This is a genomic window from Pseudosporangium ferrugineum, assembly GCF_003002065.1.
Classification (GTDB): domain Bacteria; phylum Actinomycetota; class Actinomycetes; order Mycobacteriales; family Micromonosporaceae; genus Actinoplanes; species Actinoplanes ferrugineus_A.
In genome coordinates, this window is sequence record NZ_PVZG01000006.1 from 393,822 (window position 1) to 418,444 (window position 24,623).

General features: G+C 74.6%; 24 protein-coding genes. 17 read left to right on the plus strand and 7 right to left on the minus strand.

Annotated features, from left to right (window positions below):
• The first annotated feature begins 29 nt into the window (after positions 1-29).
• Genes CLV70_RS15870 through CLV70_RS15885 form a run of 4 tightly spaced genes read left to right on the plus strand, consistent with a single transcriptional unit; the run spans position 30 to position 2,636 of the window.
• Positions 30-617, plus strand: coding sequence for a TMEM165/GDT1 family protein (locus CLV70_RS15870; protein ID WP_106127239.1), 588 nt, complete (start codon positions 30-32; stop codon positions 615-617).
• Between the two features lie 10 nt (positions 618-627).
• Positions 628-1,590, plus strand: coding sequence for a cyclase family protein (locus tag CLV70_RS15875; RefSeq protein WP_106127240.1), 963 nt, complete (start codon positions 628-630; stop codon positions 1,588-1,590).
• Positions 1,587-1,844, plus strand: a complete 258-nt coding sequence (locus tag CLV70_RS15880) for a hypothetical protein (RefSeq protein ID WP_146164075.1) — start codon at positions 1,587-1,589, stop codon at positions 1,842-1,844. Before CLV70_RS15875 ends, CLV70_RS15880 begins: the two co-directional genes overlap by 4 nt.
• 54 nt (positions 1,845-1,898) lie before the next feature.
• Positions 1,899-2,636: a tetratricopeptide repeat protein gene (locus CLV70_RS15885; RefSeq protein WP_106127242.1), complete on the plus strand. Its 738-nt coding sequence runs from the start codon at positions 1,899-1,901 to the stop codon at positions 2,634-2,636.
• Here the strand turns inward: CLV70_RS15885 and CLV70_RS15890 are convergent.
• The 3 genes from CLV70_RS15890 to CLV70_RS15900 are packed head-to-tail and all read right to left on the minus strand — an operon-like array spanning position 2,596 to position 5,325.
• Positions 2,596-3,624 (minus strand): lysylphosphatidylglycerol synthase transmembrane domain-containing protein, encoded by a 1,029-nt coding sequence (locus CLV70_RS15890; RefSeq protein WP_245908251.1) that lies wholly within the window; start codon positions 3,622-3,624, stop codon positions 2,596-2,598. The genes CLV70_RS15885 and CLV70_RS15890 overlap by 41 nt on opposite strands.
• A 19-nt stretch (positions 3,625-3,643) precedes the next feature.
• Complete coding sequence (locus CLV70_RS15895) at positions 3,644-4,798, minus strand: PD40 domain-containing protein (protein ID WP_106127244.1); 1,155 nt, start codon at positions 4,796-4,798, stop codon at positions 3,644-3,646.
• The gene (locus CLV70_RS15900; RefSeq protein ID WP_106127245.1) at positions 4,795-5,325 is read right to left on the minus strand and encodes a SigE family RNA polymerase sigma factor; all 531 of its coding nucleotides are present in this window, start codon (positions 5,323-5,325) and stop codon (positions 4,795-4,797) included. Before CLV70_RS15900 ends, CLV70_RS15895 begins: the two co-directional genes overlap by 4 nt.
• Positions 5,326-5,745: 420 nt before the next feature.
• Between CLV70_RS15900 and CLV70_RS15905 the strand changes: the two genes are divergently transcribed.
• The 10 genes from CLV70_RS15905 (at position 5,746) to CLV70_RS15950 (ending at position 15,415) form a co-directional block, all read left to right on the plus strand.
• The gene (locus CLV70_RS15905; RefSeq protein ID WP_425440160.1) at positions 5,746-6,813 is read left to right on the plus strand and encodes a PTS transporter subunit EIIC; all 1,068 of its coding nucleotides are present in this window, start codon (positions 5,746-5,748) and stop codon (positions 6,811-6,813) included.
• 1 nt (position 6,814) lies between these two features.
• Positions 6,815-7,135, plus strand: a complete 321-nt coding sequence (locus tag CLV70_RS15910; RefSeq protein WP_106127246.1) for a PTS lactose transporter subunit IIB — start codon at positions 6,815-6,817, stop codon at positions 7,133-7,135.
• A 14-nt stretch (positions 7,136-7,149) separates the two neighbouring features.
• A complete protein-coding gene (locus CLV70_RS15915; protein WP_146164076.1) occupies positions 7,150-7,902 on the plus strand; it encodes a magnesium transporter MgtE N-terminal domain-containing protein in 753 nt (250 codons plus the stop codon).
• A complete protein-coding gene (locus CLV70_RS15920; RefSeq protein WP_245908252.1) occupies positions 7,899-8,348 on the plus strand; it encodes a PTS mannitol transporter subunit IIA in 450 nt (149 codons plus the stop codon). The genes CLV70_RS15915 and CLV70_RS15920 overlap by 4 nt, the downstream gene beginning before the upstream one ends.
• Positions 8,345-8,617, plus strand: coding sequence for an HPr family phosphocarrier protein (locus CLV70_RS15925; protein ID WP_106127248.1), 273 nt, complete (start codon positions 8,345-8,347; stop codon positions 8,615-8,617). The genes CLV70_RS15920 and CLV70_RS15925 overlap by 4 nt, the downstream gene beginning before the upstream one ends.
• A complete protein-coding gene (locus CLV70_RS15930; RefSeq protein WP_106127249.1) occupies positions 8,610-10,229 on the plus strand; it encodes a putative PEP-binding protein in 1,620 nt (539 codons plus the stop codon). The genes CLV70_RS15925 and CLV70_RS15930 overlap by 8 nt, the downstream gene beginning before the upstream one ends.
• Positions 10,230-10,275: 46 nt before the next feature.
• Complete coding sequence (locus CLV70_RS15935) at positions 10,276-11,553, plus strand: hemolysin family protein (RefSeq protein ID WP_106127250.1); 1,278 nt, start codon at positions 10,276-10,278, stop codon at positions 11,551-11,553.
• Positions 11,554-11,626: 73 nt separating this feature from the next.
• Positions 11,627-12,952, plus strand: a complete 1,326-nt coding sequence (locus CLV70_RS15940) for an NAD(P)/FAD-dependent oxidoreductase (RefSeq protein ID WP_106127251.1) — start codon at positions 11,627-11,629, stop codon at positions 12,950-12,952.
• A gap of 104 nt (positions 12,953-13,056) precedes the next feature.
• Positions 13,057-14,562 carry an MFS transporter gene (locus CLV70_RS15945; RefSeq protein WP_106127252.1) on the plus strand — a complete coding sequence of 502 codons (1,506 nt, stop codon included), beginning with the start codon at positions 13,057-13,059 and terminating at the stop codon, positions 14,560-14,562.
• A gap of 37 nt (positions 14,563-14,599) precedes the next feature.
• Positions 14,600-15,415 carry a LamG-like jellyroll fold domain-containing protein gene (locus tag CLV70_RS15950; protein WP_106127253.1) on the plus strand — a complete coding sequence of 272 codons (816 nt, stop codon included), beginning with the start codon at positions 14,600-14,602 and terminating at the stop codon, positions 15,413-15,415.
• Between the two features lie 3 nt (positions 15,416-15,418).
• On the opposite strand, the gene CLV70_RS15955 is transcribed toward CLV70_RS15950, so the two are convergent.
• From CLV70_RS15955 to CLV70_RS15970, 4 genes are all read right to left on the minus strand, one after another.
• Positions 15,419-15,832, minus strand: coding sequence for a VOC family protein (locus tag CLV70_RS15955; RefSeq protein WP_106127310.1), 414 nt, complete (start codon positions 15,830-15,832; stop codon positions 15,419-15,421).
• Positions 15,833-15,842: 10 nt separating this feature from the next.
• Positions 15,843-16,217, minus strand: a complete 375-nt coding sequence (locus tag CLV70_RS15960; protein ID WP_245908268.1) for a helix-turn-helix transcriptional regulator — start codon at positions 16,215-16,217, stop codon at positions 15,843-15,845.
• A gap of 83 nt (positions 16,218-16,300) precedes the next feature.
• Positions 16,301-17,518: a glycoside hydrolase family 18 protein gene (locus CLV70_RS15965; RefSeq protein ID WP_106127254.1), complete on the minus strand. Its 1,218-nt coding sequence runs from the start codon at positions 17,516-17,518 to the stop codon at positions 16,301-16,303.
• 34 nt (positions 17,519-17,552) lie between these two features.
• Entirely contained in the window at positions 17,553-18,020 is a 468-nt protein-coding gene (locus tag CLV70_RS15970) for a DUF6174 domain-containing protein (protein WP_211303776.1), read from the minus strand.
• A gap of 127 nt (positions 18,021-18,147) precedes the next feature.
• On the opposite strand from CLV70_RS15970, the gene CLV70_RS15975 reads away from it, so the two are divergent.
• The 3 genes from CLV70_RS15975 to CLV70_RS15985 are packed head-to-tail and all read left to right on the plus strand — an operon-like array spanning position 18,148 to position 24,621.
• Entirely contained in the window at positions 18,148-20,253 is a 2,106-nt protein-coding gene (locus CLV70_RS15975) for an alkaline phosphatase family protein (protein WP_106127312.1), read from the plus strand.
• 7 nt (positions 20,254-20,260) lie between these two features.
• Positions 20,261-21,403, plus strand: coding sequence for an NHL repeat-containing protein (locus tag CLV70_RS15980; protein ID WP_245908253.1), 1,143 nt, complete (start codon positions 20,261-20,263; stop codon positions 21,401-21,403).
• A 47-nt stretch (positions 21,404-21,450) separates the two neighbouring features.
• Complete coding sequence (locus CLV70_RS15985) at positions 21,451-24,621, plus strand: ATP-binding protein (protein WP_106127314.1); 3,171 nt, start codon at positions 21,451-21,453, stop codon at positions 24,619-24,621.
• The last annotated feature ends 2 nt before the right edge of the window (positions 24,622-24,623 follow it).

Below are 24,623 nucleotides of genomic sequence, written 5' to 3' on the forward strand. Positions count from 1 at the left end.
GCCCGAGAGTGCACCGGGAGTTTCCCCTCATGGACGGTTTCCTCGTCGCGACGGCGGTCAGCTTCGCCGTCATCTTCGTGGCCGAGCTCGGCGACAAGTCGCAGCTCATGGCCCTGACCTTCGCCACCCGCTTCCGCACGATGCCGGTGCTGATCGGCATCACGGTCGCGACCGCGGTGGTGCACCTGGTCTCGGTCGGCATCGGGTACGGCCTCGGCGCCGCGCTGCCCACCGGCTGGATCTCCCTGGTGGCCGGCGTGGCCTTCCTGGCGTTCGGGGCGTGGACGCTGCGCGGCGACAAGCTCACCGACGACGAGAAGTCGAAGGCCGAGCGCTCCACCGGCTCGGCGATCCTCGCCGTCGGCGGCGCGTTCTTCCTCGCCGAGCTGGGCGACAAGACCATGCTGGCCACGATCACCCTGGCCACCCAGTACGGCTGGTTCGGCACCTGGCTCGGCTCGACCCTCGGCATGGTGGCCGCCGACGCCCTCGCGATCCTGGTCGGCCGCCTGCTCGGCCGGCACCTGCCGGAGAAGGTCATCAAGTACGGCGCCGCCGCGCTCTTCGCTATCTTCGGCATCTGGCTGCTCGTGGAGGCGGTCATCGAACTGTCCTGAGGGGGACGCCGTGTTGCAGTATCGCGCCGAGTTCGACGCCGTCGTGACCTTCAGCAACGGCGGCGGCCTGCGCGCGCACGGGTTCCGCGTGGACGTGCCGCACCCGGACGTCACCGAGGCCGAGATCGCCGAGCTGTTCGTCACCGCGTGCCGGCTGCTGCTCGCCGAGAGCGTCGAGCTCAGCGGCGTCCGGATCTTCGCCGAGCCGCACCTGGGCACCCCGGGCGGGCCGTCCGAGCGGCGTTCGCGTACCCGCTGGGTGGAGCTCAGCCACGTGATCTCGGCGGGGCTCGTCACGTACCCGGGCCTGCCCGCGCCGGTGATCACGCCGCACCTGACCCGGGAGGCGTCGCGGTCGGTGTACGCCGAGGGCACCGAGTTCGCCATCGACACGATCAGCATGGTCGGCAACACCGGCACCTACCTGGACAGCCCGTTCCACCGGTACGCCGACGGCGCCGACCTGGCCGGCCTCCCGCTGGAGCGCCTCGCCGACCTGCCCGCCGTGGTGGTCCGTACGGCCGGCGCCGGCCCACGCGGCGTCGGCGTGGCCCAGCTCGAGAACCTCGACGTCGCCGGCCGGGCGGTGCTGCTGCACACCGGCGGCGACGCGCACTGGGCCACCCCGGCGTACGCCGAGAACGCGCCCTTCCTGACCGGCGAGGGCGCCCGGTGGCTGGCCGGCCACGGCGCCGCGCTGGTGGGCATCGACGCCGTCAACATCGACGACATCTCCGCCGGTGCGGCCGGCGGCCGGCCCGCGCACACCCTGCTCCTGGCCGCCGGCATCCCGATCGTCGAGCACCTGACCGGCCTGGCGGACCTGCCGCCGGCGGGTGCCCGGTTCACCGCCGTGCCGCCGCGGGTGTCCGCGTTCGGCACCTTCCCGGTGCGGGCGTACGCGGCGGTCCCGGAGCTCGAGCCGCACGACCACCTCAGGTCCGGAGGGTGGCTGCCGACTGCACGCGCATGATCCCGAGCCCCGGCGAACCGGCCGATCTCCGGGCCGAACTGGCCCGCCGGGCGGCGCTGCGCCGGTCCACGCCGGAGCCGGCCCGCGCGCCCGGACGGCTGCGCGCCCTTTTGCTGGTCCTCGGCGCGGCCGGACTCGGCGGCGGTACGCTCATGCTCTCCCGCGGCAGCACCGGCGCGGCGCTGGCCTGCTTCGGCGTGGCGATGGCATTCCTGATCGGTGGTTTTCCCCGAAACCGCTCAGAAGCGCCGTGACGCTGCCGATGATGACCGTGTGACCTTTATCTTCGCGAGGCCCCGGGCACGCCGATGACCGATGTCGACGCCGCGCGCCAGGCGCCGCCACGGCCGCAGGAAGCTCCCCGCACCGGGCCCGCCGGGCTCAGCACGCCCACCGAGATCGGGGTGGCGCGCGCCGCCGCGTACTTCGAGCGGGTCGACCCGCGGGCCGCGGCGCAGCACCTGGAGCCGATCCTCGCCGCCGACCCGTCGTCGGCGGCCGGCTGGATCCTGATGGCCCGCATCCGGCTCGTGCTCGACGAGGTGGAGAGGGCGCTGGACGCGGCCGGCCGGGCGATCGAGCTGGCGCCGGAGGACCCGCGGCCGCTGGCCACCGCGAGCCGGGCGCTGACCCTGCTCGGGCGGCACGAGGAGGCGGTCACGATGGCGTACCGGGCGGTCATCGTCGAGCCGAAGAACCCGCTCTGGCACGACCGGGTGGCCTGGTCGCTGCTGGCCGCCGACCGGCAGTACGCGGACGCCGAGCAGGCCGCGCGCACGGCGGTGGGGCTGGACCCGAACGAGGCGCACTACTACTTCACCCACGGCGTGACGCTGGACGCGCTCGGCCACACCGACCAGGCCCGGCAGGCGTTCCTGGTGTCGCTCAAGCTGGAGCCGGAGAACCCCGTCGCGCAGCACCGGCTGGCCGTCCTGAACGGCGAGAACGTCCGCGAGCCGGAGAAGAAGAAGCGGGGCTGGAAGCTCTTCGGCCGTCGCAACGGCGCTACGGGTGGGCCGGCCCGCCCCGAGGAGTTCCTGCCGTGACGCGGGCGCGCAGCACCAGCCACACCAGCCAGCCCGTGCCGATGATGAAGCCGAAGCTGATCAACCGGTAGAGCACCACGGCCGCGACGGCCGAGCTGCTGGTCAGGCCGCCGGCCACCAGGCCGAGGATGAGTGCGCCGTCGACCACCCCGAGCCCGCCCGGCACGATCGGTACGCTCGCCGCCGCCATGCCTGCGCAGTACGCGATGACGAGCTGGGCCGGCCGGATGTCGTCCGCCCCCACGGCGATGCAGCACATCCAGAGGCACAGCGCGTCGAGCAGCCAGTTGGCGATCGCCAGGAGCACCGCGTACCCGAGGTCGAGGGGCCGGACCCGCACCGAGCGCAGCTGGTCGACGAAGCCCGTCAGCCGCGCGTGGCCGGCGTCGGCGGGCCTGCGGCGCACCCGGTTGACGCCGCTGAGCAGCCGCCGGGCGGGATTGATCAACCACTCCGGATGCTGCGCCACGAGCCGTACGCCCACCGCCACGACCAGCGCCCCGCCCATGTACGTCAGCAGCGTCTGCCAGCTGCCCGTGCTGCGGGTCAGGATGCCGAACACCGCGCCGATCACGACCAGGGCGCCCGCCGACAGCACCCCGCTGAGCGCGATGCACCAGGACGCCACCGCGGAGGATGCCCCGAAGCGCCGCATGTGCTGGAAGTTGAACGTGGTCGAGAACACCGGGCCGCCGGGCAGCGTGGCGCTCAGCGAATGCGCCGCGTACGCCAGCGCCACATGCCGCCGCATCCGCACCGTCGTGCCCGCCCCGCGCAGCAGGGCCCGTTGCATGCGGGCGTACGTCCCCATCGACGCGATCTCGGCGACCACCGCTCCGGCGACCCAGTTCCAGTGCGGGGTACGCAGCTGCCCGACCGCCTCGACCAGCGGGCGCCAGCCCAGCACCAGCTCGACGAGCAGGATGGCCACCACCACCGCGACCACCACGGGTGCGCGGCGCCACCAGGGCGGGGCGGGGGCGCTCATCGTCATGATCGTCGCACCCTCAGCGGGTGTACGCGACCAGATCGAGTCCTCTCAGCGATCTGGGCTCCCTGGCCTGCACGAGCAGGCTGAACGCGGGGTCGAACAGGGACAGCCGGGTCCGGCCGTCGCGCACCGAGCGCACCAGCAGGTTGCCGTCGGGGTCGAAGACCGCGCCGACGATCGTCCCGCGGACGGGCAGCTCGACCAGCTCGCCGGTCCGCGTGTCCAGCACGGCGTCCGCGGGTGCGTCGGCGGCCGCTCCCGCGGCGGGCGCTCCGGTCTGCACCGTGACCAGGTCGCCGGTGGCGTCCACGCTGACCGGACGGCACGCCGCCGGACCGGACGTGGCCGTCTGCTCCGGCACCGGCGTGCCGGTCTGCGCGTCCACGCCGGCCACCTCCAGCCCGCAGGACGGTGTGGCGTACACCAGCGTGGTGCCGTCGCCGGACCAGCGGTAGTGCTCGCCATCGAGGCCGCTGGGCAGGGGTTCCAGGTGCCCGGTCGCGACGTCCAGCACGCCGGGGTCGGCGGCGTCGATGAGCAGGCGGTTGCCGTCCGGGGACCACGCGGGCGCCTGGTCGGAGGAGGTGGTGCCGGCGTACACCTGCTGGGCGTCGGAGCCGCCGGTGCCCACGACCATCAGCTGCCCGTCGGTCACGTACGCGATCCGCTCGCCGTCGGGGGAGACGCCCGCCGTGGAGAAGGGCGCGGAGAGGACCCGCTCCGGCACGCCGTGCCGGGTCAGCCGGAAGAGGCCTCCGCCGGTGCCGGCCTCCTCGTAGAACGCCTTGCCCGGGAGGGCCGCCAGCGACGTCGACCGCGGCTTGAGCGAGATGGTCGACGTCGGCCGGGGCCGATCGGGGCGATCCGGCCGGCCGGTGGGCGTGCCGGGGCTCACGGCCGAGCCGGCGGCGTGGCTGGTGGCCGGCGCGTGCGCGGACGGGCTCAGCGGGGCGCTGACCACGCCGTCCGCCCGGGGCCCGGTCGAATGGGGGAGCTGCCAGAGACCGCTGCCGAGCAGGCCGAGTGCCAGCAGGACGGCGCCGGTGCCGACCGCGGCTTCCCGGCGGCCGATGCGGCGCGACCGGCGCAGCGAGCGCTCGTACAGGTCCGCCGGGGCGACGGTGCCGGCGAGATCCTCCAGAGAGGTCCGTAGCGGGTCCTGGCCGGTCATCGCGGGCCTTCGCGGGCGTCGGCGAGCAGGCGCAGGTCTGGCACGAGGGTGCGCAGCCGGTCGAGCGCGCGCGAGCACTGGGTCTTCACGGTGCTCACCGACACGCCGAGGATCTGCGCGGCCTCCACTTCGGTGTGGTCCTCGAAGTACCGCAGCACGATCACCGCGCGCTGCTTGGGGCTCAGCGACAGCAGCGCCCGGCGCAGGGCGACCCGGTGCACCGCGGCGTCCGCCGGATCGTCGGTGCGGCCGCCCTGCCGCTCGAGGTCGTCGCCGGGGAGGATCTCGGCGACCCTCGGCCGCCGCCAGAAGGAGACCTGGGCGTGATACATGACCTTGCGGGCGTACGCCTCGGCGTTGGCCCGCCTCTCCAGTCGCGACCAGGCGCGATGGGTGCGGGCGAGCGCCTCCTGCACGAGGTCCTCGGCGAGGTGCTGGTCGCCGGTCAGCAGGAACGCCGAGCGGAGCAGGGCGTGCGAGCGATCACGGACGAAATCCGCATAGGCGGCATCGCTCGTATCGTCCATTCCCCGCGATCCGATCGGCGTACGGAAAGAGAAGTGAGCGTATATCGGACGGTCAATTGCCGCCTCTGGGCTCACGACGCTCCCCTCTCGTCCGCCGCGTCGTCCGGGGCGGGGCCGGTACCCCCCGTTTTCGGTACCGGCCCGCACTCCGTACGTCTGCAAGGACGCGGAGCGGGGCCGGGCCGGGTGACAGGCCGTTCGGCTGATTCCGATCGGCCGATCGGCCCGGCTGTTCCGCAACCGGTCGCCCCGATGCGCGGGACGGGGGTGAAAACCGGCGTCGTGCGCAGCTTCGCGCAGGCGCGCGCAGATTTCCGGGGGTGATCGTCCGCGTCGATTGACAGTCGGTGATCTCGTCGGTACAACATAGCCACTTCCCCCCTCCCGGCCTCCCTCTCGGCCTCCGGTTAGGAGCAGTCTGTGGCAGAGCTGTACGCGCCCGCTGCCCAGGACACCAGCGTCAAGGCGCGCGTGCAGCGCTTCGGGGGACATCTCGCCGGCATGGTGATGCCGAACATCGCCGCATTCATCGCCTGGGGACTGATCACCGCGCTGTTCTTCGAGAACGGCTGGCTGCCGAACGAGAAGTTCGCCGCGCTGATCGACCCGATGTCGCACGTGCTGCTGCCCGTCCTCATCGGATACACCGGCGGCCGGATGGTGCACGGCCAGCGCGGCGCGGTCGTCGGCGCGGTCGCCACGATGGGCCTGGTGGTCGGCTCCGACTCGCCGATGTTCTTCGGCGCCATGATCGTCGGGCCGCTCGCCGCGTACGTCCTCAAGCTCGTCGACGGCCTCATCGCCGAGCGCGTCCGCCCCGGCTTCGAGATGCTGGTCGACAACTTCTCCGCGGGCATCGTGGCCGGCCTCGCCGCGCTGGCCGGCGTGCTCGCGATCGGGCCGGTCATGCGGGTGTTCACCACCGCGGCCGGCGACGGCGTGCGGTTCCTCGTCGAGCACCACCTGCTGCCCGGCGCGGCGCTGCTCATCGAGCCGGCCAAGGTGCTGTTCCTCAACAACGCCATCAACCACGGCGTGCTGGGCCCGCTGGGGATCGCGGAGTCGTCGGACAGCGGCAGGTCGATCCTGTTCATGCTGGAGACCAACCCGGGGCCGGGCTTCGGGATCCTGCTCGCGTACCTGCTCTTCGGCCCCCGGGCGTTGCGGCCCAGCGTGCCCGCGGCCATGGCGATCCAGTTCCTCGGCGGCATCCACGAGATCTATTTCCCGTACGTGCTGATGAAGCCGAGCATGGTGTTCGCGGCGATCTCCGGCGGGGCCGCCGGCATCCTGACGTTCATGGTGACCGGCGCCGGCCTGGTCGCCACGCCGTCGCCCGGCAGCATCTTCGCCTACCTCGCCGAGACCCCGCGCGGCGGCTACTTCGGCGTGCTGGCGGGCGTGGTGGTCGCCGCCGGGGTGTCCTTCGTGGTCGGTTCCCTGCTGCTCGGCTTCGGCCGGTTGGCCCGCGACGAGGAGGGCATGTGACGTGAGCAGCATCGAGGGTGAGCGCATCCGCAAGCTCGTGGTGGCCTGCGACGCCGGCATGGGCAGCAGCGTCATGCTCGCGGGTCAGTTGCGGCGGGAGCTGCGCAAGCTGCCGGTGACCGTCGAGCATCACCCCGTCGCCGCGATCCCGCCGGACGCCGACGTCGTGCTCTGCCAGGCCGGGCTCGCCGAGCGCGCGCGGGCCGGCGCGCCGGGCTCCGTCGTGGTGGGCTTCCGGATGTTCCTCGGCGACCCGGCCGTGGCGCGCGTCGTCGCCGCCGTCAAGCAGGGGGGCGTGGTCGTCGGCACCACGGGGAACTGACCGTGCTCGGCGCCATGCCGACGGAACACGTCGTCACGATGCTCACCGCGTCGCCGCCGCAGCGCGCGGTCGGCGTGCTGCTCGCCATGCCCCGCGACCGGATCGACGCGCTGCTCGCCGCGATGGACGGGCGGCTGATCGCCAAGATGCTGATCGCGGCCGAGCCCGAGCGCCGGGCCGCGCTGCTCCACCACCTCGACGACGCCCGGCTCGCCGCCGAACTCGCCCTGCTCCCGCTGGTCGAGGCGGCCGCCGTGCTGGCCGCCCTGCCCGCGGAACGGGCCCGGCCGCAGCTCGAACGGGTCACCTCGGAGAACCTGGCGATGCTGCTCGACGCCATGCCCGGCCCGCAGCGGCGGCGGCTCGTCGACGTGCTGGAGCCGATGCGCCTCGCCGACCTGCGCCGGGTGGCGTACGAGAAGAGCGTCATCGAATCGCTCCGCCGCACCGCCGCGGGCCTGCACTGGGTGCCCGACGACCACGGCAGCAACCTGCTCGCCGGGGTGCTGCACCGGCTCTTCGGCGTCTCGCTGTGCTATGTGGACAGCGGCCCGCTGCGGTCCACGGCCGTCGTCGCCGCCCAGCGGGTCTTCGCCGGCCAGCAGGTGCACGGCCTGCTGATCGTCACGAACGCCGTGCCGAGCGTCCGGGCCGTCGAGCTGGTGACCGATCCCCGTTACGGCGGCGCGCCCGCGCTGGTGGTCAGCTGGGACGCCGACGACAACGACGGCGTGCTGGCCCGCGCGCTGGTGAGGCTCGCCGGATGATGCCGCGCTGCCGTCCCGTCCTCGAACCCCGCGGCGTCCGGGTACGGGAACACGCCGCCGACCGGGTCGCCGCCGTCCACCGCTGCGCCGACGTGCTCGAGGAACTCGGCGCCGTCCACCCCGCCTACCGCGAGGCCATGCTGGACCGCGAGTGGGCGATGTCGACGTACGTGGGGGAGGGCGTGGCGATCCCGCACGGGCTGGACCGGTCCCGCGCGCTGGTCCGCCGCGACTCCCTGGCCGTGCTGCGGTTCCCGGACGGCGTCGAGTGGGACGGCGCCACCGTGACCGTCTGCGTGGCCATCGCCGCCCGCGGGGACGGGCACGTGGCGCTGCTCTCCGCGCTGGCGCGGATCCTGCTCGACCCGCTGCGCGCGAAGGGCCTGCGCGAGGCGACCGATCCGGCGGAGATCGTCGGGATGCTCAACGCGGAGGACGAGCCATGATCCGTACGGTTCTGCTCGCCGGGCGGGCCGGGCTGCACCTGCGGGCGGCGTCCCGGATCGCCGTGGCCGCCGCGCTGCTCCCGGCGGCGGTCACCGTGCGCACCCTCGACCGGCCCGCGGTGCCGGCGGACAGCGTGCTCGCCCTGCTCAGCCTCGGCGCGCTCTGCGGCACCGAGCTGATCCTGGAGGCGCACGGCGCCGGGGCGGCCGAGGCGCTCGACAGCCTGGCGGACCTGTTCGCCACCGACCTGGACGTCGCCGGTGCCTGAGCTGCTCCGCGGGCTCGGCGCCAGCGCCGGGACCGCCACCGGGCCGGCGTACCGGCTGGCCGACCCGCCGCGCCTGCCCGCGCCCCGGCCGGTCACCGACCCGGACGCCGAGGTGGACCGGGCGTACGCGGCCATCGACGCGGTGTGCCGCGACATCGGCCTGCGGGCCGCGGCGGCCGGGGACGCCACTGCCGCCGAGATCCTGCGGGTGCAGGCCACCCTGGCCGGCGACCGGACGCTGCGGGACGGCGTCGCGATGGCCGTACGCGCCGGCCACGAGGCGCCGCACGCGGTGGCGGCCGTCCTCGCCGAGCACCGGTCCGCGCTGCTCGCCGCCGGGGGCCTGCTGGCCGCCCGCGCCGCCGACCTCGACGACCTGCGCGACCGGATGGTGGCGCACTGCCTGGGCCTGCCGATGCCGGCCCTGCCCGAGCCCGGCTGCCCCTTCGTGCTGATCGCGGTCGACCTCGCGCCGGCGGACGCGGCCCTGCTCGACCCGGCGCGGGTGCTCGCCGTGGTGACCTCCGCGGGCAGCTTCGTCAGCCACACCGCGATCCTGGCCCGCACCCGCGGCCTGCCCACGGTCGTCGCGTGCGGGGGCGCCCTCGACATCGCCGACGGCACGGTCGTCACCGTGGACGGGACCGCCGGCCGGGTCACGTTCGGGTTCACCGCGGCGGCGCCCGTCGCGGTGCCCGCGCCCGACGAGCCCGCCGACCTGCGCGGGCGTACGGCCGACGGGCACCCGGTCGCGCTGCTCGCCAACATCGGCCGCGCCGCCGAGCTGAGCGGGGTCGCGGTCGAGGGAGTCGGGCTGTTCCGCACCGAACTGCTCTTCCAGCACCACATCGATCCGCCCACCGACGCCGAGCAGGCCGCCGCGTACGCCGAGGTGTTCGCCGCGATGCCCGACCGGCAGGTGGTCGTGCGCACCCTCGACGCCGGTTCGGACAAGCCGCTGCCGTTCCTGCGGGAGCACGACGAGCCCAACCCGGCGCTCGGCATCAGGGGGCTGCGGATGGCCCGGCGGCGCGCCGACATCCTGCGTACGCAGATCGCCGCGATCGCCGCCGCCGCGCGCGAGTCGACCGCCCGGGTCTGCGTGATGGCGCCGATGGTCACCACGGTCTCGGAGGCGGCCCAGTTCGCCGCGCTCTGCCGGGACGCCGGCCTGCCGACCGTCGGCGTGATGATCGAGGTGCCGGCCGCCGCCGTCCGCTCGGCCGAGATCCTCCAGGTGGTCGACTTCCTGAGCGTCGGTACGAACGACCTGAGCCAGTACACGTTCGCCGCCGACCGCCGCAGCGGCGAGCTGGCCGACCTGCTCGACCCGTGGCAGCCGGCGCTGCTGTCGCTGATCGCCCTGTGCGCGGCCGCGGGCGTGGCGGTCGGCCGTCCGGTCGGGGTGTGCGGGGAGGCGGCGGCGGACCCGGCCTTCGCGGTGGTGCTCGCCGGGCTGGGCGTGACCAGCCTGTCCATGTCGCCGCCGGCGGTGGGTGCGGTCCGGGCCGCGCTGGCCGCGTACACGCTGGACGAGTGCCGTGCCGCCGCGCAGAAGGCGCTGGCGGCGAGCGACCCGGCAGCCGCCCGCGCGGCCGTCACCCGTTGCTGAGCGGCGGCGGGAATTCACCGGGCCACAACTGGGTAAAGCAGCGCGGGTGGGTGGTTATGGCTGGCAGATAGCGCTCGTCGCGGTCCTCGTTCTGCTCAACGCGGTCTTCGCCGGAAGTGAGATGGCCCTCGTGTCGCTGCGCGAGAGTCAACTGCAACGGCTGGAGCGCGAGTCGCGTACGGGCGGCACGCTGGCCCGCCTGGCCCGCGACCCGAACCGCTTCCTCGCCACCATCCAGATCGGCATCACGCTCGCCGGGTTCCTCGCCTCGGCCGCGGCGGCGGTGTCCCTGGCCCAGCCGCTGATCGGCCCGCTCGGCTTCCTCGGCGGCGCCGCCGAGCCGGCCGCGATCGTCCTGGTCACCGTCGTGCTGACGTTCTTCACGCTGGTGATCGGCGAGCTCGCGCCGAAGCGCATCGCCATGCAGCGCGCCGAGGGCTGGGCGCTGGCCGTGGCCCGGCCGCTGGACGTCCTCGCCACGCTCACCCGGCCCGCTGTCTGGCTGCTCGGCAAGGCCAGCGACGCCGTCGTCCGGATCACCGGCGGCGACCCGTCCGCCGCCCGCGAGGAGGTGACCAGCGAGGAGATCCGCGACATGGTCTCCGCGCAGGAGAACTTCTCCGCCGAGCAGCGCACGATCATCAGCGGGGCGTTCGAGATCGCGGACCGTACGCTGCGCGAGATCGTGATCCCGCGGCGCGACGTGGTCACCCTGCCGGCCGTCCTGCGCGCCGACGAGGCCCTGCGGCAGCTGGTCGCGGCGGGCCACTCGCGGGCGCCGGTCACCGGCCCGCTCGGCCTGGACGACGTGCTCGGCGTGGTGCACCTGCGCGACCTGGTCGACGCGACGGGGCCGGTGATCGGGTACGTCTTCGAGCCGCTCTTCCTCCCCGAGACGCTGAAGGTCTCCGACGCGATGCACCAGATGCGCGTCCAGCGCCAGCAGTTCGGGCTGGTGGTGGACGAGCACGGCACCGCCGTCGGCATCGTCACGATGGAGGACCTGGTCGAGGAGGTGGTCGGCGAGATCTACGACGAGACCGACCGGGACCTGCGCTCGGTGGTGCACGAGGACGACGGCGCGATGCTGCTGCCGGGCACGTTCCCGATCCACGACCTGCCGGACATCGGCGTCGACGTGGAGCGGCCCGAGAGCGACTACACCACCGTGGCCGGGTTGCTGCTGTCCCGGCTCGGCCACATCCCCACCCGGACCGGCGAGATCGTCGACCTGGACGGGCACACCGCCGAGGTCACCGAGATCACCGGACGGGCCATCACCGGCGTGCGGCTGCGGGCCGTACCCGCCCGGGCCGAGGAGTAGAACTCACCGTCCGCGCGGGGTCCCTTTTCGGTAGCGTCGACCGGTGTCCCCGACGCTTGACGGAAGGACCAGGATGGCCCGCCCTCGGATCGTGATCGTCGGCGCCGGTTTCGCCGGCTTCGAGACCGCCCGGACGCTCAGCCGGCTCTCCCGCGGAGCGGCCGACATCGTCGTCATCAACCCCACCGACTACTTCCTCTACCTGCCCCTGCTGCCGGAGGTCGCGGCGGGGATCCTGGAACCGCGGCGGGTGTCCGTGTCGCTGGCCGGGGCGCTGCCCGGGGTCCAGGTGATCCTCGGCGAGGTGGACGGCTTCGACTTCTCCGCGCGTACGGTCTCGTACGCCGACCCGGACGGCGGCAAGGGCAGCATCGGCTACCACCGCCTGGTGATCGCCGCGGGCAGCGTCAACAAGCTGCTGCCGGTGCCCGGCGTCACCGAGTACGCGCACGGCTTCCGGGGCATTCCCGAGGCGCTCTTCCTGCGCGACCACATCACCCGGCAGATCGAGATGGCCGACACCGCGACGGACCCGGCCGAGCGCGAGGCCCGCTGCACCTTCGTCGTGGTCGGCGCCGGCTACACGGGCACGGAGGTCGCCGCGCAGGGTGTCCTTTTCACCGAGGCGCTCACCCGGCACCGCCACGGCCTGCGCGGGCGGCCCCGGTGGCTGCTCGTCGACACCGCCGACCGGGTGCTGCCCTCGCTGGACGTCCGCCTCGCGCACGCCGCCGACGAGGTGCTGCGCCGGCGTGGCGTCGAGGTGCTGCTCGAGAGCTCGGTCAAGCAGGCGACCCCGGACGGCGTGCACCTCAGCGACGGTGACTTCGTGCCCACCCGCTCGCTGATCTGGTGTGTCGGCGTGCGCCCCGACCCGCTGGTGGCCGGCCTCGGGCTGGCGACCGACCACGGCCGGCTGGTGGTCGACGAGTTCCTCAACGTGCCCGCGATGCCCGACGTGTACGCCTGCGGGGACGCCGCCGCCGTGCCCGACCTCACCCGCCCCGGCGAGGTCACCGGCATGACCGCCCAGCACGCCACCCGGCAGGGAAGGACCGTCGCGCACAACATCGCCGCCTCGTACGGTCACGGCCGGCGGCGCGCGTACAAGCACCACGACCTCGGCTTCGTGGTCGACCTCGGTGGCCTCGACTCGGCGGCGAACCCGCTGGGCGTCCCGTTGCGCGGGGTGCCGGCCAAGGTGGTGACGCGCGGTTACCACCTGCTGTCGATGCCGGGGAACCGGGTGCGGGTGGCGGCGGACTGGGCGCTCGACGCGCTGCTGCCGCGCCAGGGTGTCCAGCTCGGACTGGTCGCCGCGACGGCCGTGCCGCTGGACAGCGCGCTCCCGCAAGGCCTTCCGGACACCGGCGCGACGAAACGGACGACCGGCGACTGAGACCGCGATCACGGTGCGAGCCGCGTCTCATTCGCAGCTCAGGGGCCTGATCGCGGACGGCTCGTCAGTAGCATCGCGCAGGTCCCACCGTGAAAGGACCGCCGATGTCCGCTGCCCCGCAAGCGCCCGAGACCGACCGCGAGGTGCCGGGGCCGCATCCCCGCCGCTGGGCCGCGCTCGGCGTGATCGCGATCTCCCAGCTGATGGTCGTGCTCGACGCCACCATCGTCAACATCGCGCTGCCCAGCGCCCGCGTCGACCTCGGCATCACCGAGGCCGACCAGCAGTGGGTGGTGACGGCGTACACGCTGGCCTTCGGCGGCCTGCTGCTGCTCGGCGGCCGGATCGCCGATTACTGGGGGCGTAAGCGCACCTTCATGGTCGGCGCGATCGGGTTCGCCGCGGCGTCCGCCGTCGGCGGCCTGGCCACCACCGGGCCGCTGCTGTTCGGCGCCCGCGCCCTGCAGGGTGTCTTCGGGGCCCTGCTCGCCCCCGCGTCGCTCGCGCTGCTCACGGTGCTGTTCGTCGAGGCCCGGGAGCGCGCCAAGGCCTTCGCCGTGTACGGCGCCATCGCCGGCGGCGGTTCGGCGGTCGGCCTGCTGCTCGGCGGCGTGCTCACCGAGTACGCGAGCTGGCGCTGGTGCCTGCTGGTGAACATCCCGATCGCCCTGCTCGCCCTCGCGCTGGCGATCCCGCTGGTGCCGGAGAGCAAGGCGCACGGCGACACCTCGTACGACGTACCCGGCGCGGTGGTCGTCACGCTGGGCCTGGCCTCGCTGGTGTACGGCTTCACCGAGGCCGCCAAGCCGGACAAGGGCTGGGACGCGGGCACGACCTGGGCCTTCATCGGCGCCGGCCTGGCGCTGCTGGTCGTCTTCGTGGTGATCGAGCTGCGCAGCCGCAACCCGTTGCTGCCGCTGCGCATCGTGCTCGACCGCAACCGCGGCGGGGCGTACCTGACGTCCATGCTGGTCGGTGCGGGCCTCTTCGGCGCGTTCCTGTTCCTGACCCTCTACCTGCAGAACGTGCTCGGCTACACGCCGCTGCGCGCGGGCTTCGCCTCGCTGCCGGTGACGGTCGGCGTGCTCATCTCGGCGACGGTCGCCTCGAACCTGCTGCCCCGTACGGGCCCGAAGCTGCTCATGATGGTCGGCCCGGTCCTGGCGGCGGCGGGCATGCTGTCGCTGCGCTTCATCGACCTGGACACCTCGTTCTGGGCCCACCTCATGCCCGCGCAGGTGCTGCTCGGCCTCGGTCTGGGCTTCACCTTCGTGCCGCTGTCGAGCCTGGCCCTGGTCGGCGTCCCCGAGCACGACGCGGGCGCGGCGAGCGCCGCGCTGAACGCGACCCAGCAGATCGGCGGCTCGCTCGGCACCGCGCTGCTCAACACGATCGCCACCAGCGCCATCGCGGCGTACCTGGTGGCGCACCCGCCGGCGGGCCCGGAGGAAGGCCGGCAGGCGGCGCTGTCGGCGCAGGTCGACGGGTATGCCGACGCCTTCACGTGGGCGGCGGCGCTGATCCTGGTCGCCGGCCTCATCACGGCGGTCTTCATCCGGGTCGGCAGGGAGGACCTGCCGACGGGCGAGACCGTCGCGCACGTCGGTTGACCGAGCGGTAAATCACACCACAAGTAATAATTCGGGCATGGGATCTCGTCGCACCGCCCTCGCCGCAGCCCTCGCCGGTCTCCTCGCCGGAACCGCCGGTGTCACCCCCGCGGCCCCCGCGCAGGCCCGGGCGACGGCCGGCCTCATGCCGGCCCGGGCGCTGGCCGGGCCCACGCCGGCCCGGGCGGCCACCGCGCCCCTGCCGGCCCGGGCGGTGACCGGCACGGTCGTCGCCCGGTACGCCTTCGACGGCGGCCGGTCCAGCCAGATCCGGGACGACTCCGGGCACGGGCACACCCTGCGCCTGATCGCCGGCAACGGCGGCACCGCCCGGCCGGTGCCGCACCGCAGCGGTCAGGCCCTGCGCTTCCCGGCGAAGTGCCGGGCCGGCCGGTGCCCGCACGCCGCCCTGCAGAGCCCCACCTCGGCGCGCCTCAACCCCGGCACCCGGGCGATCGCGTACGGCGCCTCGGTGCTGCTCGCGCCCAGCCAGACCAGCAAGGGCCAGAACGTCGTGCAGAAGGGCTACTCGACCACCAGCAGCCAGTGGAAGTTGCAGATCGACGGCGTCGCCGGCCGGCCGAGCTGCGTGCTGGTCGGCGCGCGCCCCGGCATCAAGATCGTGCGGAGCGCGGTGTCGGTCGCCGACGGCAGCTGGCACACCGTCGAGTGCCGCCGGACCCCGACCGCGCTCACCGTGCTGGTCGACGGTGCGGTCCGCGGCACCCGGGCCATCTCGGCGCGGCTGTCCATCGCCAACAACCGCCCGCTCAGCATCGGCGGCAAGGGCGCGTACGCCGACAACGACCAGTTCCACGGCATCCTCGACGACGTGTGGGTCAGGATCGGCTGACCGTCAGGCCCGCGGCTGGTTGAAGCGCAACATGTTGCCCGACGGGTCGCGGAAGGAGCAGTCGCGCACCCCGTACGGTTGATCGATCGGTTCCTGGATCACCTCGGCCCCGGCGGCGCGCAGCCGCTCGAAGGTGGCGTCGCAGTCGTCGGTGCGGAAGATGACGCCGCGCAGCAGGCCCTTGGCCAGCAGCTCCGCCATGGCCTCCCGGTCGGCGGGCGAGGCGTTCGGGTCGGCCAGGGGCGGCTCGAGGACGATCTCCACGTCCGGCTGGGACGGCGAGCCGACCGTGACCCAGCGCATGTTCTCGAAGCCGACGTCGTTGCGGACCTCCATGCCGAGGACGTCGCGGTAGAAGGCGAGGGCCTTGTCGTGGTCGTCGACGGCGAGGAAGCACTGCGAAAGCCTGATGTCCATGCGGCTCACGCTACGGCCGGGAGGCGGCCCCGGCTTCTCCGTTCCTGACCGGCCGGGTGAAAATCTTGGCGACGCAGGCCGGGATGGCGGCGCCGTCGTCGTGGCTGCGGGCCCGGTACGCGCTCGGGCTCTCGCCCACCAGCTCGGTGAACCGGGAGCTGAACGACCCCAGCGACGTACAGCCGACGGCGAAGCACACCTCGGTCACCGACAGGTCGCCGCGCCGCAGCAACGCCTTGGCCCGTTCGATCCGGCGGGTCATCAGGTACGTGTACGGCGTCTCGCCGAACGCGGCGCGGAAGCTGCGGGCGAAGTGGCCCGTCGACATGAGGGCCACCCGGGCCAGCGCCGGCACGTCGAGCGGCTGCGCGTAGTCGCGGTCCATCGCGTCGCGGGCCCGGCGCAACCGGACGAGGTCCTCCAGCGTCGTCACCCGACCACCATCCCACAGCGCCCGGGCGCCGAGCACTACCTGGTCAGGCCGTCCGCCATCGCCGACACCAGCTGCGCGTCCGGGGTGTCGCCGGACAGTTCCCAGGCGAAGGCGCCGCCCAGGCCGGTGCTGCGGGCGTACGCCATCTTGGTCTTGATCGTGCCGGGGGTGTCGTAGCTCCACCACTGGCCGCGGCAGAGGGCGTAGGCCGTGCCGCCCACGATGCCGGTCGGCGGGCAGGACTCGCGCAGGACGTCGTAGTCCTCCATGCCCTTCTCGTAGCTGCCGGGCGCCGGGCCGGCCGCCGGGCCGCCCGGCTCCGCCGAGGTCACCCCGGCCCAGCCGCGGCCGTAGAAACCCAGGCCGAGCAGGATCTTCTCCTTCGGTACGCCCCGGCCGGCGAGTTCACGGACGGCCGCGTCGGTGGTCGCGGTCTCGCGCGGAATTCCCGGGTACGCGGTCAGCGGCGAATGCGGCGCGGTGGGGCCGGGCGTGTCGCCCGTACCGAAGAAGTCGTAGGTCATCGCGCTCAGCCAGGTGGCCGGCCGGGCCGCCGCCGCGTAGTCGGTCGCGGCCAGCTTGCCGGGGTCGGCCGGCACCGCGGCGGTGACCAGGGCGTCCGGGCCGAGTTCGGCGCGCAGCGCGGCGAGCAGGCCGGCGAGCGCGGACGGCCCGCTGCTGTCGCAGGTGAGGCCGCACGTGTTGGGGTACTCCCAGTCCACGTCGATGCCGTCGAACAGCCCGGCCCAGCGCGGGTCGCGGAGCAGGGCGGCGCACGAGCGGGCGAAGGCGGCCGGGTCCCGCGCCGCGTCGGCGAAGCCCTTCGAACCGGTCCACCCGCCGAACGACCAGAGGATCCGCAGCCGGGGGTGCCGCTCCTTGAGCTTGCGCAGCTGGCCGAAGTTGCCGCGCAGCCCGGTGCCGCGCGTGTCGGCGACCCCGTCCACGGCGGCCGCCGCCCCGATCGGTTTCTGGAAGTCGGCCCAGGCGTCGCCGGTGGTGCAGGCGCCGCCGGAGACCTTGCCGAAGGCGTACACGAGGTGGGTGAGCCGGTCCGCCGCGCCGCTGCGGTCGACGTCGCGGACCTGGAAGTTCCGGGCGTAGACGCCCCAGTCGGTGAAGTACGCCACCACGCTCGGCGCCGGGGCCGGCGCGGCGGCCGACGGGACAGCCGGAGCGGGCGCGGGGCCGGCGGCGGCCGAGCATCCGGCGAGCAGGGCCGCCACGGCGGCCAGAACGGGCACGACCCGCACGCGGGCCTCCCCATCCCTCGCAGGTCCGGCGAACCTACCTCGAAGCGGTGGCCGACGGCTCGGCCGCTAACCCGATCGTGTAGTCCTGGATCGTGTAGCACTCCTCGTCGTCGGTCGCCGCGGACGACGGGTCGATCACGATCCGGGTCGGGTGTGCGTCCGACGGCTCCCGGTCGACCTGGACCACGTCGGCGCCCTCGCCGCGCGCCGTCTCGGCCTGCTTCTCCAGCTGGCGCAGGGTGGGCACGAGGTCGGCCAGGCGCAGCAGCAGCGCCCGCCGGGCCGAGTCGTCCAGCCCCTCGGCGTGTGTCACCTTGTCGCCGACGACGGTCACCCGGAACCGGCCGATCAGGGCCCGCTCGCCGCACTCGGACGTGAGGGTGAACGCGTACTTGTCGGGCACCGTCCAGGTCGCCGGCGCTTCGTTCATGACACTCGGTCCGGGCTCGCCGCAGCCACCCAGCAGCAGGGAGAGCAGGGCACAGGGGACGAGACGACGCATAGGGCCCTCCACGGGTTCGACGCTATCGCCTCCGACCGCCCCGGTGGCAGTACGGTTCCGCCGAGCGGGTGAGTGTCCTTCGCTACGCGGCGGGCGCGGGCCCGCCCGGCTGTGCGATCGTGTGCCGGTGGCCGTACAACCAGGGGGAAGCCGCGGAGCCGAGCTGCGCGCGCTCTTCGCCTGGCCGCGTGTCCTCGACCGGATACGGGCGGTCCTGCGCAACGGCGTGACCACCTTCGTGGTGCTCACCGTGACCCTGTGGCTGATGCCGGGCGTGCGCGCCACCGACGTGGTCGACACCATGGGCCTGGTCGTGCAGGTGGCCGTCGTCGGCGCGGTGCTGCGCCCGCTGCTGCTGGCCGGCGTGACGGCGCTCGGCGGCTGGGGCGCGATGCTGCTCGGCGTGGTGGCCCAGGTCATCGTCATGGCCGTGGCGCTCGAACTGGACCCGTCGAAGCGGCTCAGCGGCTGGCCGACCGTCGGCGTCGCGGCCCTGCTCGCCGTCGTCTGCGCGGCGATCTTCGACTGGATGGTCGACAGCGGCACCGAGGACACGTTCCTCAAGGAAGCCAAGCGGCTGATGCGGGGGATCCGCAGGCGGCAGGCCCGGCAGGACGGCGCCCGGCTGCTCACCCTCCGCCGTCCGCCGCCCGGCACCGAGCCCGGCCTGCTGGTGATCCAGCTCGACGGGGTCAGCGAGCCGGTGCTGCGCTGGGCCGTACGCGCCGGCAACCTGCCGACCATCGGCCGCTGGCTGCGGTCGGGCACGCACTCGATGCGCGGCTGGCACACCGGCCTGCCGTCGACCACCCCGGCCGCCCAGGCGGGCATCCTGCACGGTTCCGCCCGCGAGATCCCCGGCTTCCGCTGGTTCGAGAAGGAAACCGGCAAGGTGATGGTCTCCAACCGGCCCCGGGACGCCGCGGTGATCGAGCCGCGCCTCTCCGACGGCCGCGGCCTGCTGCGCGACGGCGGGGTCAGCATCGGCAACGCGTTCTCCGGCGACGCCACGATCAGCCTGCTGACGGTGAGCCACGCCGCGCTGCCCGGCCGCTCGGCCCGCGGCTGGGCGGCGTTCATGGCCAGCCCGTTCGGCTTCACCCGGGCGCTGGTGCTGGGCGTCGGCGAGGTGTTCACCGAGCTGCACCAGGCGCGGTTGCAGCGCCGCCGCAACCTGCAACCGCGGGTCAGCCGGTCCGGGGTCTTCCTGGCGCTGCGGCCGGCCTCGATCCTGCTCCGGGACGTCAACGTGTCGCTGGTGGCGGAGCAGATGGCCCGCGGCGCCCCGGTGGTCTACTGCGACCTGGTGGATTACGACGAGGTGGCCCACCACGCGGGTCCCGCCCGGCCGGAGTCGATGCTCCAGTTGGAGAGCCTCGACCGGATGCTCGGGGTGCTGGAGAGGCTGGGGCCGGAGGCGGCGCGGGCGTATCGGATCGTGGTCCTCTCCGACCACGGTCAGAGTCAGGGGCCGACGTTCCGGCAGCGGCACGGCGAGACCCTCGAGGCCGCGGTCGCCCGGTTCTGCGCGCCCGACCCCGCCGAGGCCACGTCCGCCCTCGCCGAGCGGGAGGCGCCCAAGGAACCCGAGGTGCGGCGCTCGCCGGTCGCGCCGGTGCTGGTGGTTCCCTCCGGCAACCTCGCCCTGGTCTACTTCACGCGCTTCCGTGAGCGGCTCGACCGGGAGCGCATCGACGCCGTCTATCCGCAGCTGATCGGCGGGCTGGCCGGGCATCCCGGCATCGGCCTGGTGGTGGTGCGGGAGGGCGACGGGCCGGTCGCGTACGGCGCCGCCGGCTCGCACCGGCTGGTGGACGGCGCGGTCGAGGGGCAGGATCCGCTGCTGCCGTACGGCCCGCACGCGCGCGGCGACCTGCTGCGCCACCAGGACGCCCGGCACGTCGGCGACCTGGTGCTGATCAGTGCCGTCGACCCGGTGACCAGCGAGGTGTCGGCCTTCGAGGAACTGGTCGGCTCGCACGGCGGCCTCGGCGGCTGGCAGACCGAGGGCATGCTGGTGCACCCCGCCGAGTGGCAGATCACGCAGGCCGGCCTGATCGGGCCGGACGCCGTGCACCGGCAGTTGCTCGAGTGGCTGGAACTGCTCGGCCTGCGGACGCGGGACGAGGAACAGCTGACCGCCGGGGAGCCGGTGGAGGTCGAGGACGCCGTCCCGCTCTCCACGGACCGGGACGGCGCGGCGGCGAGACTTTCGCCCAGCCGGGATGGTTGATTGAAATGTGCGCTTTATCCACTTTGCCCGCAGGGCACTGCTGACCACCGTCGCCGCCACCACCCTCGTCGCCGCCGGCAGTGCGCCCGCCCTCGCGGTGAGCGCCGTTCCCGACAAGGCACCGCTGTTCAACGGCTCCGTGTACGCGATCGCGTACCGCGGCAGCACCGTCTACGTCGGCGGTTCGTTCACCAGCGTCGCGTGGGGCGGCCGCAACTACCCGCGCGCCCGCCTCGCCGCCTTCGACGCCCGCTCGGGCGCGATGCTGGCCTGGTCGCCCACCGCCAACAGCACGGTACGGGCCCTCGCGATCAGCGGCTCCGCGGTGTACGCGGGCGGCGACTTCACCAAGGTCTCCGGCTCGTCGCGCGACAACCTGGCCCGGATCGACGCGGCGTCCGGCGCGGTCGGCTCCTTCTCGCACCGGGTGAGCGGCGTGCCGTACGCCCTCGCGGCCGGCAACGGACGGCTCTACGCGGGCGGCAGCTTCACCGCCGTGGACGGCAGCACCCGGCGCAACGCCGCGGCGTTCTCGCTCTCCAGCGGCGCCCTCGACGGCGGCTGGCGGCCCAGCGCCGACGACTCCGTGCACGCCCTCGCGGTGACGAGCGCACGCGTCTACCTCGGCGGCGCGTTCCACAAGGTCAACGGGGTCAGCCGGACCCTGCGCATCGCGGCGGTCGGCCCGTCCGGCGGCGCGGTCGACCGGGGCTTCCTGCCCACGGCTCCGGCCCAGGTCAACGGGCTGGCCACCGACTCCGCCGGGGTGTACGCGGCCACCGGCGGGCAGGGCGGCCGGGCGATCGCGTACGGCTCCGGCGGCGGGATGCGCTGGCAGCGGGTTTTCGACGGCGACGCGGTGGCCATCGCGTCGCTGGGCGGGACGATCTACGTCGGCGGCCACTTCGACCGGGCCTGCACCACGGTCCACAACGGCGCGCACGGCGCCTGCTCCGACGGTTCGGTCGCGCGGGTCAAGCTCGCTGCGATCAGCTCCGGCGGGGCGCTGACCGGCTGGGCGCCGCAGGCCAACGGGATCATCGGGGTGCGTACGCTGGCCGTCGACCGCAATCGGGGCGCCCTCGGCGCGGGCGGCGACTTCACCACGATCGGCGGCCAGAACCGCAAGCGGTACGCGTCCTTCGACTGACCGGCCGCGGCCCGGGGCGGTGACCTCCTCCGGCTATAACTGTGCAGGTGCGGATCACGACGCTCGGCCCGCTGGCCGTGAACGGGCAACCCGTGCGGGGCGAGCGCCTCGCCGCGGTGATCCGCGAGCTCGTCGGCGCGCGCGGCCGGGCCGTCTCGACCGCCGGGCTGGCCGACGCGGTCTGGCACGGTGCGCCGCCGGAGGACGCCGGCGGGGCCGTGCAGGCGCTGATCTCCCGCGTACGCCGTCTCGGGGTGCCGGTCGTGGCCGGGCCCGGCGGCTACCGGGTGCCGCCCGACCGGGTGGAGAGTGACGTCGTCGCGGCCCGGGCGCTGGCCGACCGGGCCCGCGCCGCCCTGGGGGCCGGCGACCCGCGGAGTGCCCGGCGCGACGCGGATGCGGCCCGCGCGCTGTTCCCCGAGGTGCCCGAGCTGGCCGACGACGAGGCCGTCCGGCTCTTCGGCGACGTGGCCGCGGTGCGGGCCGAGGCGGCGCTGGCCGGTGCCGGGGCGTACGACGAGGTGGACCTGCGCCGGCTCGCCGCCCGTACCCCGCCCGACGAGCCCGCCGTGGCGCTGCTGGTGCGGGTGCTGGCCGCCCAGGGCCGCGACGCCGAGGCGATGGAGGCCATCGAGCGGCTCCGCGCCGAGCTGGCCGACCGGTACGGCACCGACCCGTCCGCCGTGATCGCGGCCGTGCATCTCGCCCTGATCCGCGGGGAGCTGACGGCCGGGCTCCCCGCCGCCCGTCCGGCGCGGGTGACCATGCCCGGCTCGTGGCGCCGGCCGGGCACCGCGCTGATCGGCCGGGACGGCGACGCGGCGGCCGTCGAGCGCCTGCTGGCCGAGGCGCCGCTGGTGACCGTCGTGGCGACCGGCGGCGCGGGGAAGACCCGGCTCGCCGCCGAGGTGGCCCGGCGGGCGACCGGCCCGGTCCGGGTGGTCGAGCTCGCCGGTGTCCGTACCCCGGCCGAGGTCCTGCCCGTGGTTCTGGCCGCGCTCGGCGGCGCGGAGACGGCCGGCGGCGCGTCGGCGATCGGCCTGGACCGGCGGGTGCTGGGGCCGAGGGACCGGCTGCGCATGGTCGCCCCGGAGCTGGACGGCCTGCTGGTGCTGGACAACTGTGAGCACGTGCTCGACGCCGCCGCCGTCGTGGTCGCCGACCTGCTCGCCGCCGCGGGGCCGGGCCTGGCGCTGCTGGCCACCAGCCGGGCGCCGCTGGGCCTGGCGGGCGAGGCGGTGTACCGGCTCCACAGCCTGCCCGACGCCGAGGCGCTGTGCCTGCTCGAGAGCCGTGCGCGGGCCGGCGGCGCGGCGGTGACCTGGGACGACGAGCGGATGCTGGCGCTGTGCCGGCGGCTCGACCACCTGCCGCTGGCCCTGGAGCTGGCCGCCGCCCGGCTGCGGCACATGCCGATCGACGACCTGCTGGCCAGCCTCGGCGACCGGTTCGCGCTGCTGGACGACGCCCTGCGCGGGCTGCCCGAGCGGCACGCGAGCCTGTGGGCCATGGTGGACTGGAGCCGGGAGCTGCTCGCCCCGGCCGACCGCGACCTCTTCGCCCGGCTCGCGGTGATCCCGGCGCCGTTCACCGCCGAGGCGGCGGCCGCGGTCGCCGGCGCGCCCGAGGTCCGGCGCGGGCTGGCCGTCCTGGTCGAGCAGTCGCTGCTGAACCTCGAGGAGGGCGACGGCGGCCCGGCCCGCTACCGGATGCTGGAGACCGTCCGCGAGTACGGCGAAGCGCGGCTCGGTGACCGCGACGCCGCGATGGCCGGCCTGGTGTCCTGGGCCAGGGCCCGCGCGATCGAGCTCGCCTCCGGCCACGTCGGGCCGAGCCAGGTGGAGAGCCTCGACGCCACCGCCCGGGAGCAGGAGAACCTGGTCGCCGCGCTGCGCTGGGCCGTGGCGCACGGAGACGACCGGGCCGCGGTGGACCTGGCGGCGGCGGTCTTTCAGCTGTGGAGCATCCGCGGCCTGCACCTCGAGGTCTCCACCTGGGCGCGCACGCTGTTCCTCGTGGACGACCCGGTGGCGCGGCGGGGTTCGGCGATCGTCCGGGGCCGGGCCTCCGGGCGGCCGCTGCCGGACGCGGACCGGCTGGCCCGGCTCTGCCTGATCGTGGGCGTCAACTCCGGGATCACCGGCCCGGTGCGGCTGACGGTGCTCGCCCGCCGGGCGCTGACCCGGCTGATGACCGAGCGCCGCGCGGAGGTCTCCGGGCGGCACGCGGCGCTGGCGGAGGCGATGCCCGGCTTCGACCGGTTCGACGCCGAGGCGAACCTGCGCGGCGCGGAGCAGCTCGTCGGGCACCCGGACGCGTACGTGCGGGCCTTCGGCTTTTTCATGCGCGCGGTGATGCGCGAGAACGGTGGAATGCCCGAGGCCTCCAGGGCGGACGCCGAGATCGCGTACGGGCTGTTCGGCACCGAGGGCGACCACTGGGGCATGGCGATGGCGGCCCAGGCGATCGGCCACTCCTTCAGCGCGCGGCGCGACTCCGCGGTCACCTGGATGGCCCGCAGCGTCCGGCACATGGAGCTGGTCGGCGCCGAGCAGGACGCCCGCTCGATGCGGATCATGCTCGACGCCCGGCTGGCGCTGGACGGCGACGCGGAGGCCGAGCGGCGGCTGCGCGAGACGGTGACCGCCCGGGGCGCCGGCGAGAACCAGGCCGAGCAGGGTGACGCCGCGCAGGCGTACCTGGGCCTGGCCCACCTCGCGTGGCAGCGGCGCGACTTCGCCGGGACCCTCGCGTGCGCCGACGAGGTGGTCCGGATGACCGGGGACTTCTCGATCCCCATGCCGCAGCCGCGGATCATGTTCCGGGTGGCCGCCGCGGTGCTGTACCTGACCGTGGCGGCGGAGCATCCGGTGGCGCACGCGGACGCGTACGCGACCGATCTGCTGCGCCGGTCGCGCGACGACACCCTGTCCGCCCAGGACATTCCGCTGGCCGGGGCGTGGGCGATGGGCGGGGCGATGCTGGCCGCGTACCGGGGCGACCCGGACGCCGCGGGTGAGCTCTGGGCGCTCGCGATCCGGGCCGGCGCCACCATGAGCATGCTGCTGCCGCCGGGGGACGACGGCCGGCTGACGGCGGCCCTCGGTGACGAGGACCGCCGTCGTGCCGTGCTCGACGAGCGCCGCGAGGAGCCCGTCGCCGTCACCGTGGCGCTCATCCGCGACCTGATGGACAGGTTGCTGGGCGCCGGCGACTGAGC